Here is a 14,391-nt window from a genome sequence, read left to right on the forward strand (position 1 = left end):
CAGACAGGCAAGGAGAGAGTCGATGACGGTGATCAATGCGCGTGGGCGACGTCTGAAGCACTGGGGCGCAGCCCTGGTGATGGTGGCACCGCTGCTGGGAATGTCAGGCGTGGCCAAGGCGGCGCCTGATGGCTTCGCCCCGGCGACTCACCCGGAAACGGCCAAGCTGGTCGACGAGCTGGTGGCCAAGGGGCTGGATCGCGATCGCGTGACCGAGCTGATGAACCAGGCCGATTACAGCCAGAAGGTGCTGGATGCCATGTCGCGTCCGGCGGAAGGTCATCTGCGCTGGGACCAGTACCGCGCCATCTTCATGAAGCAATCACGCATCGAAGCCGGTGTGAAGTTCATCGCCGAGCATCGTGAGACCTTCGATCGCGCCCAGGCCGAGTATGGCGTGCCGCCGGAAGTCATCGCCGCCATCATTGGTGTCGAGACCTTCTTCGGCAAGCACACCGGCACTCACCGCGTGATCGATTCACTGTCCACGCTGGCCTTCGATCACCCGCGTCGCGGCAAGTTCTTCCGTGGCGAGCTGGCGGCCTTCCTGCAGCTGACGATTGAGCAGGGTATTGACCCGCTCTCCATCAAGGGCTCCTACGCCGGCGCGATGGGCTATCCGCAGTTCATCCCGACCAGCTATCAGGCCTATGCGGTCGATTTCGATGGCGATGGCGTGCGTGATCTGTGGCACAACCCGGTCGATGCCATCGGCAGCGTCGGCAACTACTTCGCGCGTCATGGCTGGAAGGCCGGTGCGCCGGTGGTCAGCGCCGCGGATGGCCCCGGGACGCCGCCGTCCTCCGTCACCTTCAACAAGACCCAAAAGCCGTATATGAGCGTTTCCGCGCTCGAGGCGGCCGGTGTCCAGGTGGCAGACGACGTGGCCGGCAATACCCAGGTGATTCCGTTGGCGCTGGACCTGAAACAAGGCTATCGCTACGCCGTCGGCTTCGACAACTTCTACGTCATCACGCGCTACAACCACAGTCACATGTATGCGATGGCCGTGGATGAGCTCTCCCGGGCGATCAAGCGTCGTCTCGAGGACGGAGGTGCGGGATGAGCTGGTCACGTGCGCTACCGCTGACCCTCGCGCTTGCCCTGCTGGCCGGCTGTGCCAGCAGTGGGGGTGGCACCCAGGTCAGTGATGGTGCCTCGGCGAGCACCGGCAAGAAGGCGGGCAAGAACAGCCGCTACGAGATGGACAGCGATGCCTATCCCGATGATGCGCCGGATGTCTCGGCGGTGCCCGATGAGGTGCCACGTGTCGAACCCTATACCCGCAGCGGCAATCGCAGCGAGTACGAGGTATGGGGCAAGACCTATCACGTGATGGATGATCCGCGCGGTTACGTGGCCGAGGGCACGGCATCCTGGTACGGCAAGAAGTTTCATGGCTACGCCACCGCCAGTGGCGAGATCTATGACATGTACACCATGACGGCGGCCCACAAGTCGCTGCCATTGCCGACCTATGCGCGTGTCACCAATCTGGACAACGGCAAGCAGGTCATCGTCAAGGTCAACGACCGCGGCCCCTTCCATGAAGACCGCCTGATCGACCTGTCCTACAGCGCGGCGTGGCGACTGGACATGCTGGGCCATGGCACCGGGCATGTGCGTGTCGAGACTCTCGACGCCACGACCTGGAAGCCGGGCCCGAGCCCGACCCAGGGCACGGCAGAGTCCGAGCGTCTGCTGGCGCGCAGCCAGGCGGTACGCCGCGAGCAGGGCATTGCCGGGCTTGACGCGATGGAGGCAACCGGTGGTTCCGTGGCCTCGAGCGCTTCCGGCGCGAGCGTTGCCGCCAAGCCCGTGGTAGCCTCTGCTGCGCCGAGCAGCACGTCCTCCGTGGCGAACGGGGAAGCTGCCTTCCTGCAGGTCGCGGCGGTCAGTGATCTGAGCAAGGCCGACAGCATTCGTGCCAGTGTCAGCTCCCGTCTGGGACGACCGACTCGCGTGCTGGGCAGCGGCGACCTCTACAAGGTTCAGGTCGGCCCGCTGGAAGACAATGTCCGTATTGAATCGCTCAAGTCGGCGCTGGCCGATGCTGGCTATGCCGGGGCCTTCAGCGTCACGGCAGAGCGATAAGGGCCGCAGGCCCGTTTTCATCCATCATGCGCTTCGTGAAGAGGCGCAACCTGGCCGAGGCGCAAGCCTCGGCTTATGCATGAGTGTCAAAGAGATTCCAACATGTCCCTGAAAGCCCGACTTCTTCCTCTTCGGCGTCGATTCTCCGCGCTGATGGCGGCCAGCGGCATTGCGCTGTTCGCAGGCGTTGCCGCCACCCCGGCCCATGCCATCGAGACGGATACCCTGATTCCGGCGGCGCCGCAGCTGGCGGCATCTTCCTGGATCCTGATGGACGCCAATTCCGGGCGCATCCTGGTCGAGCACAATGCCGACAAGCGCCTGCCGCCGGCCAGCCTGACCAAGATGATGACGGCCTACCTGGTCGAGAGCGAGATGGACGACGGCAAGCTGAGCCCGGACGAGAAGGTCCGCATCAGCGTCAATGCCTGGAAGACAGGTGGCTCGCGCATGTTCATCCGCGAAGGCACCAGCGTCACCGTCGATGACCTGCTGCACGGTGTCATCATCCAGTCCGGCAACGACGCCAGCGTCGCGCTGGCCGAGCGTATCGGCGGCAGCGAAGGTTCGTTCGCCGACCTGATGAACCAGCACGCCAAGCGTCTGGGCATGAAGAACACCCACTACATGAACGCCACTGGCCTGCCGCACGCGGAGCATTACTCCACGGCGCACGACCTGGCGATTCTGGCGCGTCGCATCATCAAGGACTACCCGGATCACTACGAGATCTACTCCCAGAAGTACTTCACCTGGAATGGCATCAAGCAGCCGAACCGCAACAAGCTGCTGTGGCGTGACAAGGATGTCGATGGCCTGAAGACCGGCCACACCGAAGAAGCCGGCTACTGCCTGGTGGCATCCGCCAAGAAGGAAGATACCCGCCTGATCAGTGTCGTGATGGGCACCAAGTCCGAAGAGGCGCGTGCGCAGGAATCCCAGAAGCTGTTGACCTACGGCTTCCGCTACTTCGAGAGCAAGAAGCTCTATGACAAGGGCGCAGTGCTCAACCAGGCGCGTGTCTGGGGTGGCGAGAAGGACCAGGTGCGTCTGGGCATGGCCCAGGACGTCTTCCTGACCGTGCCGAGTGGTCAGGCTGACAAGCTGACCGCGCGTCTTGATCTCAAGGACACCATCAAGGCCCCGGTTCAGGCCGGCGAGCAGTACGGTACCCTGCAGATCAAGCTGGACGACAAGGTGCTGGCCGAAGAACCTCTGGTCGCACTGGAGCCGGTGGAGCAGGGCGGCCTGTTCAAGCGTCTGTGGGATGCCCTGATGCTGTTCTTCCACGGCCTGTTCAACTGAGTCAGTCGCCTGGCTGTGCGAAGTGACGCGGCCGATGACATGATTCAGTGATGGCAGTGGGGCGCGCGTGCTGGCGGTGCCAGGCGCGCGCCCCTGAATATCGCGGTCGTGTACTCAACAAAGGGCGATCCGGCTGACGGATCGCCCTTTGTTGAGTAGAATGGTCGGAAATAGAGTTACCTGAAGGGCTATCCCCATGGCCAAGACGCCAGCAGCTGGTGGGCAGACGCCCCCGAAGATTGAATTCCCGTGTGATTTCTCCCTCAAGATCGTCGGCACCGCCGCAGAAGATCTCGTCGAAGTGGTCTGCAATATCCTGGAAGTGCATGCGCCGGGCTTCGATGCGACGGCCATCACCTGGCAGGACAGCAAGAACGGCAACTACCGCAGCATCCGTGTGGTGATCCGTGCCACCGGTACCGATCAGCTGGATGCGCTGCACCGTGACCTCAAGGCCACCGGTCGCATCCACATGGTGCTGTGATCCAGGCATGAAACGCTGGATTTCCTTGTCTTGCGCCTTGATGACAGGAGCGCATGCATGAACACGATTCACGTCTACCACCTCGGCCTCAAGGCCTATGATGAGGTGTGGTCGGCCATGCGCCACTTCACCGATACGCGTGCGGCCGATGCGCCGGACGAGCTGTGGGTGGTAGAGCACCCGCCGGTCTTTACCCAGGGCCAGGCGGGCAAGCCGGAGCATCTGTTGATGCCGGGCGACATTCCGGTGGTGCAGACCGACCGTGGCGGCCAGGTGACCTATCATGGGCCCGGCCAGCTGGTGCTCTACCCGCTGCTCAACGTCAAGCGGGGCGGCATCGGCGTTCGCCAGCTGGTGACGGCGCTGGAAGAGACGGTGGTGGCGGCGATGGCTGAGCATGGCATCGAGGCCTATCCGCGTCCGGACGCGCCTGGCGTCTATGTGAAGAAGTCGGCGCAGCGTGGCGATGACCCGCGTCGTTCGATGGAAGAGGCCAAGATCGCTTCGCTGGGACTGCGCATCCGGCGTGGTTGCAGTTTCCATGGCGTGGCGATCAATCTGGACATGGACCTCGCGCCCTTCGGGCGCATCAATCCCTGCGGCTATGCCGGCATGGCGATGACCCAGCTGCGCGATCTCGTTCGCGCACCGGTGGATCTTGCCAGCGAGCGTGACCGCCTGGTGCGTTGTCTGGGCGCAAGCCTGGGCGATGTGACCCTGACTCCGGTGAGCGGCCTGCCCGCGGCACTGGCTGACATTTCTCGAACAGCAGGACAGAACTGATGACCGAGACCATCGCTACCACGAAGCCCGCTCCCTCCGCTGCTCCTGCCCGCAAGGAGCGTGGCGTGAAGCTGCGCGGCGCCGAGAAGGTTGCCCGCATTCCGGTCAAGGTGATTCCCACCGAGACCTTGCCCAAGAAGCCGGACTGGCTGCGTGTGCGCATGCCGGCCTCGCCGGAAGTCACGCGCATCAAGCAGACGCTGCGCAAGCACGGCCTGCACACGGTCTGTGAAGAAGCCTCCTGCCCGAACCTGGGCGAGTGCTTCAGCGGCGGCACCGCGACCTTCATGATCATGGGTGACATCTGCACCCGTCGTTGCCCGTTCTGCGATGTGGCGCACGGTCGCCCCAACGCGCTGAACGCTGACGAGCCGCGCGAGCTGGCCGAGGCCATCGCCGAGATGCGCCTGAATTACGTCGTCGTGACCTCCGTCGACCGTGATGACCTGCGCGACGGTGGCTCCAACCACATTGCCGAGTGCATCCGCGAGATTCGCGAGAAGTGCGATGGCACCGAGATCGAAGTGCTGGTACCGGACTTCCGTGGCCGCATGCAGGTCGCGCTGGACGTGCTCGAGCAGACGCCGCCGGACGTCTTCAACCACAACCTGGAAACCGTGCCGAGCCTTTATCGTCGCGTGCGTCCGGGCGCCGACTACCAGTGGTCACTTGATCTGCTCAAGGGCTACAAGGAGCGTCGTCCGGAAGTGAAGACCAAGTCCGGCCTGATGCTGGGTGTCGGCGAGACTGACGAGCAGGTGCTCGAAGTCATGCAGGACCTGCGCAACCACGGTGTCGACATGCTGACCCTGGGGCAGTACATGCAGCCGTCGCGCAACCACCTGCCCATCGACCGCTGGGTGCACCCGGACACCTTCGATTGGCTCGGTCAGAAGGCGCGCGAGATGGGCTTCTCGCATGTCGCCTCCGGCCCGCTGGTGCGCTCTTCCTACCACGCCGACAAGCAGGCGCACGGTGTGGAAGTGAAGTAAGCCGCACTGCTGACATGACGTCAGTTGCCTGAACGAAAAAACCGCCATGGAGCTTGTCTCCATGGCGGTTTTTTCATGTGGCTTGCGCCATCAGGTCGCTATGTTCATTGCTCGGTCGCCAGCGGCAGGCAGGCCACGCTGTGCCCGGGGATGGGCTCCATCGGCGCGCTGAAGTGAGCATTGAGCTCCGGCAGCAGCTCGCGCACGAAGCGCAGGAACAGCTCGGTGACCGGCGTGGGGTAGCGGTCCTTGGGGTAGACGGTGCACCAGCTGCGTCTGAGCGGGAAGCCCGGCAGTGAGGGCGAGGCCAGCAGGCCTGAGGCCAGCTCGAGCTGAACCGACAGTCGCGGCAGGATCGCCACCCCCAGGTGCGCCATCACGCCTTGCTTGATGGCCTCATTGGAGCCCAACTCCAGCGTATGGCGCAGCGAGACACGCTCGCGTGCGGCAAACTCCTCGAAGGCGGTACGTGTGCCGGAGCCGGGTTCACGCATCAGCATGTAGTACTGCGCGAGGTCTTCCAGGGTGATGCCCTTGACCTCCAGCAGCGGATGGCCGGGCCAGACGACGGGGATCAGCTCGTTGTCGAGAATCGGCATGAAGGCCAGATTGGCGTCATCCGGCACCATGCCCATGATCACCAGGTCATCGCGCCGCTCGGCGAGACGCTCGAGCGCCTGACCGCGATTGCAGACGCGCAGGCGCACCGACACTTCCGGATACCGCGCCCGAAAGCGCGCCAGAATATGCGGCACCACGTACTGAGCGGTGGACACGGCCGCCAGATTGAGCTCGCCGCGGATGGTACCGGCGATCTCCGACAGCTCCATCTGCAGGCTCGAGACCTCGCCGAAGATCGACTGCACCGAGTTCGCCAGGGCATCAGCCGCCGGCAGGATATGCAGCGTCTTACCGGCATATTTGAACAGCGATTGCTCGAGTGCCTGCTCCAATTGACGAATCTGGGCACTGACGGCGGGTTGCGTCAGGCCAAGTTGCTCGGCCGCACGGGAGTAGGACTGTTGGCGATGAACCGCTTGGAACACCTGTAACTGTCTGAAAGTTAAGCGATTCAACAAGTTTGGACGCGACATGACACACCCAGTCATAAGGTTTTACTTATAGATTGGCAAAAAAATATCAACTTTTCTATTGGTCTCTCGCTGGGTAGCGTGGAACGCATGCTACCTCGTGTCTGTCAGCGCCGTTGTCGCGTCTGGCGGTCAATGACAAGCGCACGACCAGAGCACCACAACAAGATCACGCGTCACGTCCGGGAGAGTCACCATGTTTCGCAAGTTGCTGATTGCCAACCGAGGGGAAATCGCAGTGCGCATTGTACGCGCCTGTGCCGAGATGGACATCCGCTCAGTCGCTGTCTACACCGAACCTGATCGTTTCTCCTTGCACGTCAAACGCGCCGATGAAGCGCATTTCATCGGCGAAGACCCGCTGGCCGGCTATCTGGATGCCCGCCGCCTGGTCGATCTCGCGCGCGAGACCGGCTGTGACGCCATCCATCCGGGCTACGGATTCCTGTCGGAGAACGCCGAATTCGCGGCCATCTGCGAAGCGGCGGGTATCGCCTTCGTGGGGCCGGCCAGCAGTGTCATCGCCCGCATGGGTGACAAGACCCAGGCCCGCGATGCCATGAAGGCGGCCGGCGTGCCGGTGACGCCGGGCTCGGCCGGCAATCTGGCCGATGTCGAGGAAGCGCTGAGTGTCGCCGAGCAGGTCGGGTACCCCGTCATGCTCAAGGCTACCTCAGGCGGTGGGGGGCGCGGTATCCGGCGTTGTGATGATGCTCATCAGCTCGAGCAGGCCTGGGGGCGCGTGATCTCGGAAGCCACCAAGGCCTTCGGCAGTGCCGATGTGTTCCTCGAGCGTTGCGTGGTCGACCCGCTGCATATCGAGGTGCAGATCCTGGCCGACAATCACGACAACGTGATTCATCTGTTCGAGCGTGACTGCTCCATCCAGCGTCGCAACCAGAAGCTGATCGAGATCGCCCCCAGTCCACAGCTGACACCGGAGCAGCGCTCCTACGTCGGTGAGATGGCGGTACGTGCCGCCCGCGCCGTCGGCTATCGCAACGCCGGTACCGTGGAGTTTCTGGTCAAGGGCAACGAGATCTACTTCATGGAGATGAACACTCGCGTGCAGGTGGAGCACACCATCAGCGAGGCCATCACCGGCGTGGACATCGTGCGCGAGCAGATCCGCATCGCCTGGGGCCACAAGCTGGCCTTCCGTCAGGAAGACATTCGCCATCACGGCTATGCGATCCAGTTCCGCATCAACGCCGAGGACCCCAAGAACGACTTCCTGCCAAGCTTCGGACGCATCACGCGCTACTACGCGCCGGGCGGGCCTGGCGTGCGTACCGATACCGCGATCTATACCGGCTACACCATCCCGCCGTATTTCGATTCCATGTGTCTGAAGCTCATCGTGTGGGGGCTGACCTGGGAAGAGGTCATCAATCGTGGTTCACGTGCCCTCAATGACATGCGTCTGCAGGGCGTCAAGACCACGGCGCCTTACTATCAGGAAATCCTCAAGCACCCTGATTTCCGCAACGCACACTTCGATACCGGCTTCGTCGCAGCCCACCCGGAATTGACCCAGTACTCGGTCAAGCGCCTGCCGGAACAGACGGCGCTGGCGATCGCGGCGGCCATCGCGGCCCACGCCGGTCTCTGATGCGCACCTGATGCCCCTGATGTCGTGAATCTTCTCTGAGCTTCCCCCGGTTCACGTAGCCAACAATTAGAAGGACCCCAGACATGACAGCTGCAACCCCCAACACCCCCGCCGTTGATCACGCCGAGCGCGTCAAGGTCACCGAAGTCGTGCTGCGCGATGGCCACCAGTCATTGATCGCGACCCGCATGCGCACCGAGGACATGCTGCCGATTGCCGCGCGCCTCGATCAGGCCGGTTTCTACAGTCTCGAAGTGTGGGGCGGCGCGACCTTCGATGCCTGCGTGCGTTTTTTGAAGGAAGACCCCTGGACGCGTCTGAAGGCGCTCAAGGAAGCCATGCCCAACACCCCGCTGCAGATGCTGCTGCGCGGCCAGAACCTGCTCGGCTATCGTCACTACGCCGATGATGTGGTGGAGGCCTTCGTCGAGCGCGCCGCGGCAGGTGGCATCGATATCTTCCGTGTCTTCGATGCCTTGAATGATCTGCGCAACATGGAAACCGCCATGCGCGCGGTCAAGAAGGCCGGCAAGCACGCCCAGGGCACCATCTGCTACACCGTGAGCCCGGTGCATACGCTGGAGATGTACGTCGAGCAGGCGCGCAAGCTGGTCGAGATGGGGGCCGATTCCATCGCCATCAAGGACATGGCCGGCCTGCTGACGCCGTACGCCACCTATGATCTGGTCAGCGCGCTGGTCGAGGCGGTCGAGGTGCCGGTCCACCTGCACAGCCACGCCACGGCGGGCCTGGCGCCGCAGTGCCAGATCAAGGCCGTCGAGGCGGGCTGTCGCCACATCGATACCTGTATCTCGGCCTTCGCCGGCGGCACCAGCCATCCGGCCACCGAATCCTTCGTGGCCTCGCTGCGCGGCACCCAGTGGGATACCGGCCTTGAGCTGGAGTCGCTGCGCGAGATCGGCGATTACTTCCACGAGGTGCGCAGCAAGTACTCAGCCTTCGAGAGCGAATTCACCCGCGAGGATGTCTCGGTCCAGATCAGTCAGATCCCCGGCGGCATGATGTCCAACCTGGCCAGCCAGCTGAAGGAGCAGAACGCCCTGGAGCGCATCCGCGAGGTGTTCGATGAGATTCCGCGTGTGCGTGCCGATCTCGGCTACCCGCCGCTGGTCACCCCGACCTCGCAGATCGTCGGCACCCAGGCGGTTCTCAACGTGCTGACCGGCGAGCGCTACAAGAGCATCACCAACGAGGTGAAGCGCTATCTGCAGGGCGGCTATGGTCAGGCGCCGGCACCGGTCAACGAAGAGGTCCGCTCGCGTGCCATCGGCAACGCGCCGGTGGAAGTCGGGCGCCCGGCCGACCTGCTCGCGCCGGAGATGACGCGCCTCACCGAGGAGCTGGGCGAGCTGGCCGAATCCCCCGAGGACGTGCTGACCTTCGCCATGTTCCCGGAGCTGGGACGTGACTTCCTCAACGAGCGTCGTGCCGGCACGCTCACACCGGAAATCATCCCCCAGGGCGAGGCGGAGCGCCCGGTGACCTCTGGCGTGCCGACCGAGTTCGTCATCGACGTGCACGGCGAGTCCTACGCGGTGCAGATCACCGGCGTCGGCGGTGCCAAGGGCAGCAAGCGTCACGTCTACCTGACCCTGGACGGCATGCCGGAAGAGGTAGTGTTCGAGGCCAAGGACGATTACGTGGCGGGCGGCCAGAGCGGCGGACGTGCCAGCGCCTCGGCGCCGGGCCATGTCACCACCGCGATGCCGGGCAACATCGTCGAGGTACTGGTCGCGGTCGGTGACAGCGTCACCGCGGGCCAGTCGGTGCTGATCAGTGAGGCGATGAAGATGGAGACCGAGATCGCCGCGCGTGTCGACGGTACCGTCAAGGCCATTCATGTCGCGCGTGGCGATCGTGTCACGCCGGGGGAAGTACTGATCGAGATCGCGTGATGCCAGCGGCGGCGAGGTTGCAAAATCTGGCCGCCGTCACCATCTGACAGCTATACGATCACCAGGGGCGGCCGGGCATCTTCGAGGCTCTGCCGTCCTTTCCTGTGGAAGGACCAACATGGCAACACATTTCGAGCAGGCTCCCGGCCTGAGTGAGCAGATCGACCCGGCCACCCGTGGCTACGTCTTCAACCAGACCATGCTGCGCATCAAGGACCCCGAGCGCAGCCTGGATTTCTACACTCGCGTGCTGGGCATGCGTCTGGTGCGCAAGCTCGACTTCCCGGAAATGCAGTTCAGCCTCTATTTCCTCGCCTATCTGGATGACGACCAGGCCAGTGAAGTGCCCGGTGATGACCTCAAGCGCACCACCTACACCTTCGGGCGTGAGGCGATGCTGGAGCTGACCCATAACTGGGGCACCGAGAATGACCCGGACTTCGCCTACCATGACGGCAACGCCCAGCCGCAGGGCTTCGGCCATATCGGGGTCAGCGTGCCGGATGTCTACGCGGCTGCCGAGCGTTTCGAGTCGCTGGGCGTCGAGTTCGTCAAGCGTCCCGACGATGGCAAGATGAAGGGTCTGGCCTTCGTGAAGGACCCCGATGGCTACTGGATCGAGATCCTGCGCGCCGATACCTTCGAGCGTCAGGCCAACGGCGAAGTCTGAGGCAGGCCGCCGCTGTAAAAGAACCGCCACTACCGGCATGCCCGGGGTGGCGGTTTTTCGTTTATGCGAAACCCCGCGTTGCAGGGGTGTCAGCGGCATTCGCTTGCTGCAATGATGATGTCTGACTGACACTCGCAAGGCGCTCATTATTGATGGCCCTTGAGGTCGATCGCCCATGACGAAAGAGGAGACAGCTATGTCGGAGAATGCACAGCGGTTGAGCGGCAAGGTGGCGGTAGTCAGTGGGGCTTCACGCGGGATCGGCGCCGGGATCGCGCAGCGCCTGGCGGCGGACGGCGCTCACGTCATCGTCAACTATCGCAGCGACAGTGATGGTGCCTTGCAGGTCGTGACGGATATCGAGTCGCGGGGCGGCAAGGCGATCGCCGTTCAGGCCGATGTCGGTGTCAGCAGCGACGCGGCACAATTGTTCACCGAAGCCCGGCGCGTATACGGCGGGGTGGATATCCTGGTCAACAATGCCGGCATGAGCATCTACAAGCCCATCGCCGATTTCACGGATGACGACTTCGCCAACCTGATGCAGGCCAATCTGACCGGCTCCTTCAATCTGATGCGTGAGGCGGCGCGGCATCTGCGCGATGACGGACGTGTGATCAACATGTCCACCTCGGTGACGCGGCAGATGTTCGCGACCTACGGGCCCTATGCGGCTTCCAAGGCCGCGGTGGACCAGTTGACGCGGGTGCTGGCCAAGGAAGTCGGCGAGCGAGGCATCACGGTCAATGCCGTGGCGCCGGGCCCGACGGACACCGGCCTGTTTCGTCACGGCAAGAGTGAAGAGACCATCGAGCGCCTCAAGGGCATGGCGGCGCTGGGGCGCATTGCGGACCCGCAGGATGTCGCAGCCGTGGTGGCCTGGCTTGCCAGCGAAGATGCCGGCTGGGTGAGTGGCCAGGTCATCGGTGCCAATGGCGGCTTTGCCTGAGGTCACCGAGGTGGGTTTTGCCTAACAACGCCCATGTTTGCGGCTATGCTGTTGTCAGGATGAGGTTTGTTCAGACATTGGCATGAGGGGCTGGTATGAAGGTGACAGCTAGCGAAGTCCACGGCGATATCTCGCCGCAGGGCGTGATCCCGGCTCCCGATGGTTTGCGCGTGGGCTATCCCGGGCACCTTGGGGGGTACTCGCGCGAGTGCGCGCTCAAGCTCTATGCCAACGACGCCCAGCTCAAGGCTTACGCAGGCATCGACGAGGTCATCAGGGCGCTGGCGGAAGGCGAGATCGATACCGCCGTGGTGCCCTGGTCGCGTGGGCATCAGCGTCCGGTGCGCACCACGCATCAGGCGCTGGCCTTCTGGACGGGCATCTGCGTCGAGCGGCGCGTCTTCCGTGCCATCAGTCTCAGTCTGCTCGGGCCGCCCGGGGCTTCGCCGTCGGCGGTGAGGCGTATCGTGGCACGCGAGGCCCTGTTCGAAGAGTGCGATGCCTGGCTGCAGCAGAACCTGCCGGAGGTCGAGCGGGTGGAGTGTCTGCACATGGCGGATGCGCTGGACATGGCAGAGAGTCGCAGCGATACGCTGGCCATCGCGCCGCCATCACTGGCGCGCCGCCCGGGGCTCGTGTGCCTCGCCCAGCGCATCGAGGATGACCCCGGCCGTGTGGCGCAATTCGCGGTGCTGAGGCGTGACCACGCGCGGGTGCGCGGCCAGTGCTTTTCCTGTGATGCCACGGTGGATGAAGGGCAGGGCAACGCCGTGCTGTCCGGTACCAGCGAGCCCGCCGGGTGAGGGTCGCCGCTCGGCCCTGAGTTCCGTTATGCTGAAGGCCATTCGTCATCAGAGGCCTTTTGCATGGTGTCTTCCGACCAGCGCTCGTCCGCTCCCTCCGTATCCTCTACACCAGAGACGCAGGACGCCGCGACTTCATCCGATGTCGCGGCGTCCTGCGTGGTGCAACGCATTCCTGCCACTCCCGCCGAGTGGAAGACCCCCAGCGAGCTTGATGCCCGCCTGCCGGTGCGGCCGGCCGTGGTGCCGGTCTCGCTGCCGACGGCCGGGCTGATCATCGTCGATGAGATCAACGGCTTCTGTCAGGTCGCAGGCGGTGCGCTGGCACCTCAGGCGCCCAATGCACAGGTCAGCAGGATGATCGCCCTCAGCGATACGCTGGCGCGAACCTTCAGTGAGCGCAGACGCCCCTTGCTGGCCTTCATTGATTCCCATGCGCCGGGCAAGCCGGAGCCGCCTTATCCCGCCCATTGTGAGCAGGGCAGCGGCGAGGATGAGCTGGTGGCGGAACTTGCCTGGCTGGAGGAGGAGCCGCAGGCCACGCTGGTGCGCAAGGACTGCATCAATGGCTATGTCGGCGCGATTGATCCCCATACCCAGGTCAATGCGCTGCAGGAGTGGGTGAGCGACGAAGGGCTGGAAAGCCTGGTCGTGGTAGGCATCTGCACCGATATCTGCGTGATGGACCTGGTATTGACGTTGCTGTCGGCGCGCAATCACGGCCTGCTGGGCAAGGTGCGTGACATCGTGGTGCTGGAGCCCGGCTGTGCCACCTACGACCTGCCGGCCGAAGTGGTTGAGCAGCTGGGGCTCCCCGATACGGCGACGCATCCCCAGGCAGACAGTCATCACATCGGACTTTACTGCATGGCGGCGCGTGGTGCGGTGATCGCCAGTCAGCTTGAGCTGACTTCTTGAGCAGATGTCGTGAGCTGCTGTCATGGATTGAGCTGCGTCTCTCGCATAGCGTCGCGGGATAGCGGGATAGCGGGATAGCGTGAAAGTGGAGAGAGGAAGAGCTGGGAAGGTGGCAGGAAGGCAGCAATTTCGTCAGAGGCCGTGCAGGCAAGGCCGCCCGTCTGCGCAAAAGGTAGTTTGATTACAACATCTGGCCATGAAAACGCCGCCTCTCTTGCGAGCAGGCGGCGTTTTCATGGGGCGACAGCCAGCGTCATTCAGGCGCGGGTGCTGACCCAGTCGTTGGCGTCCGGCACGGCCACTTCGACTTCCTCGGAGATCAACTTCGAGTGGAAGAGGAAGTCCGCGCTGGCCGCATTGCTGGCGACCGGCACGTTCCACAATGCCGCCAGGCGCAGCAGCGCCTTGACGTCAGGGTCGTGCGGCATCGGCGCGAACGGGTCCCACAGGAAGACCAGCAGGTCCAGATTGCCTTCGGCGATGCGCGCGCCGATCTGCTGATCACCGCCCAGCGGGCCGCTCAGCAGGCCTTCGACCTCGAGGCCCAGCTCCTTGCTGATGCGGCGGGCAGTGGTGCCCGTGCCCAGCAGCTGGTGGCGGGACAGCTCATCGCGCCAGCGATTGGCCCACGCCAGCATTTCATCCTTCTTGCCATCGTGCGCCACCAGCGCAATGCGCTTGCGTGCTGGCAGGGTGCGCCGTGCCTGGCGCTTGGGTCGTTGTTCGCTCATTCCCTGACCTCCTGAGGATGGGGCAATGTCGCTGGCCTCCCGC

General features: G+C 63.8%; 14 protein-coding genes. 12 read left to right on the forward strand and 2 right to left on the reverse strand.

Annotated features, from left to right (window positions below):
• Nucleotides 1–22 precede the first annotated feature (22 nt).
• The 6 genes from mltB to lipA all read left to right on the forward strand — a co-directional run bounded on the left by mltB (nucleotide 23) and on the right by lipA (nucleotide 5,658).
• On the forward strand, nucleotides 23–1,066 hold the full coding sequence (mltB, locus tag R1T44_RS05765; protein WP_286989107.1) for a lytic murein transglycosylase B: 1,044 nt from the start codon (nucleotides 23–25) through the stop codon (nucleotides 1,064–1,066).
• Complete coding sequence (locus tag R1T44_RS05770) at nucleotides 1,063–2,094, forward strand: septal ring lytic transglycosylase RlpA family protein (RefSeq protein WP_286989108.1); 1,032 nt, start codon at nucleotides 1,063–1,065, stop codon at nucleotides 2,092–2,094. Before mltB ends, R1T44_RS05770 begins: the two co-directional genes overlap by 4 nt.
• Before the next feature lie 102 nt (nucleotides 2,095–2,196).
• On the forward strand, nucleotides 2,197–3,399 hold the full coding sequence (locus R1T44_RS05775) for a D-alanyl-D-alanine carboxypeptidase family protein (RefSeq protein WP_054555032.1): 1,203 nt from the start codon (nucleotides 2,197–2,199) through the stop codon (nucleotides 3,397–3,399).
• A 196-nt stretch (nucleotides 3,400–3,595) separates the two neighbouring features.
• On the forward strand, nucleotides 3,596–3,883 hold the full coding sequence (locus R1T44_RS05780) for an HP0495 family protein (protein ID WP_043331948.1): 288 nt from the start codon (nucleotides 3,596–3,598) through the stop codon (nucleotides 3,881–3,883).
• 57 nt (nucleotides 3,884–3,940) lie between these two features.
• The gene (gene lipB / locus R1T44_RS05785; RefSeq protein WP_082388119.1) at nucleotides 3,941–4,666 is read left to right on the forward strand and encodes a lipoyl(octanoyl) transferase LipB; all 726 of its coding nucleotides are present in this window, start codon (nucleotides 3,941–3,943) and stop codon (nucleotides 4,664–4,666) included.
• Nucleotides 4,666–5,658, forward strand: coding sequence for a lipoyl synthase (lipA, locus tag R1T44_RS05790; protein WP_052384342.1), 993 nt, complete (start codon nucleotides 4,666–4,668; stop codon nucleotides 5,656–5,658). Before lipB ends, lipA begins: the two co-directional genes overlap by 1 nt.
• A 104-nt stretch (nucleotides 5,659–5,762) precedes the next feature.
• Here the strand turns inward: lipA and R1T44_RS05795 are convergent, their stop codons facing one another.
• Nucleotides 5,763–6,752, reverse strand: coding sequence for a LysR family transcriptional regulator (locus R1T44_RS05795; RefSeq protein ID WP_043331946.1), 990 nt, complete (start codon nucleotides 6,750–6,752; stop codon nucleotides 5,763–5,765).
• A gap of 193 nt (nucleotides 6,753–6,945) precedes the next feature.
• Here R1T44_RS05795 and R1T44_RS05800 point away from each other — a divergent pair, with 193 nt between their 5' ends.
• From R1T44_RS05800 to R1T44_RS05825, 6 genes are all read left to right on the forward strand, one after another.
• Nucleotides 6,946–8,361 carry an acetyl-CoA carboxylase biotin carboxylase subunit gene (locus tag R1T44_RS05800; protein WP_043331944.1) on the forward strand — a complete coding sequence of 472 codons (1,416 nt, stop codon included), beginning with the start codon at nucleotides 6,946–6,948 and terminating at the stop codon, nucleotides 8,359–8,361.
• Between the two features lie 83 nt (nucleotides 8,362–8,444).
• Nucleotides 8,445–10,277, forward strand: a complete 1,833-nt coding sequence (gene oadA / locus R1T44_RS05805) for a sodium-extruding oxaloacetate decarboxylase subunit alpha (RefSeq protein WP_153635237.1) — start codon at nucleotides 8,445–8,447, stop codon at nucleotides 10,275–10,277.
• Between the two features lie 118 nt (nucleotides 10,278–10,395).
• The gene (gene gloA, locus R1T44_RS05810) at nucleotides 10,396–10,947 is read left to right on the forward strand and encodes a lactoylglutathione lyase (protein ID WP_153635238.1); all 552 of its coding nucleotides are present in this window, start codon (nucleotides 10,396–10,398) and stop codon (nucleotides 10,945–10,947) included.
• Nucleotides 10,948–11,143: 196 nt separating this feature from the next.
• Nucleotides 11,144–11,896: an SDR family oxidoreductase gene (locus R1T44_RS05815; RefSeq protein WP_153635239.1), complete on the forward strand. Its 753-nt coding sequence runs from the start codon at nucleotides 11,144–11,146 to the stop codon at nucleotides 11,894–11,896.
• A 95-nt stretch (nucleotides 11,897–11,991) separates the two neighbouring features.
• A complete protein-coding gene (locus tag R1T44_RS05820; RefSeq protein WP_153635240.1) occupies nucleotides 11,992–12,699 on the forward strand; it encodes a prephenate dehydratase domain-containing protein in 708 nt (235 codons plus the stop codon).
• 63 nt (nucleotides 12,700–12,762) lie between these two features.
• Complete coding sequence (locus R1T44_RS05825) at nucleotides 12,763–13,617, forward strand: isochorismatase family protein (RefSeq protein ID WP_153635241.1); 855 nt, start codon at nucleotides 12,763–12,765, stop codon at nucleotides 13,615–13,617.
• Nucleotides 13,618–13,874: 257 nt separating this feature from the next.
• Here the strand turns inward: R1T44_RS05825 and R1T44_RS05830 are convergent, their stop codons facing one another.
• Entirely contained in the window at nucleotides 13,875–14,348 is a 474-nt protein-coding gene (locus R1T44_RS05830; protein WP_054555025.1) for a methylglyoxal synthase, read from the reverse strand.
• Nucleotides 14,349–14,391 lie beyond the last annotated feature (43 nt).

This window comes from Cobetia amphilecti, assembly GCF_032923285.1.
In the GTDB taxonomy this organism is placed as follows: domain Bacteria; phylum Pseudomonadota; class Gammaproteobacteria; order Pseudomonadales; family Halomonadaceae; genus Cobetia; species Cobetia amphilecti.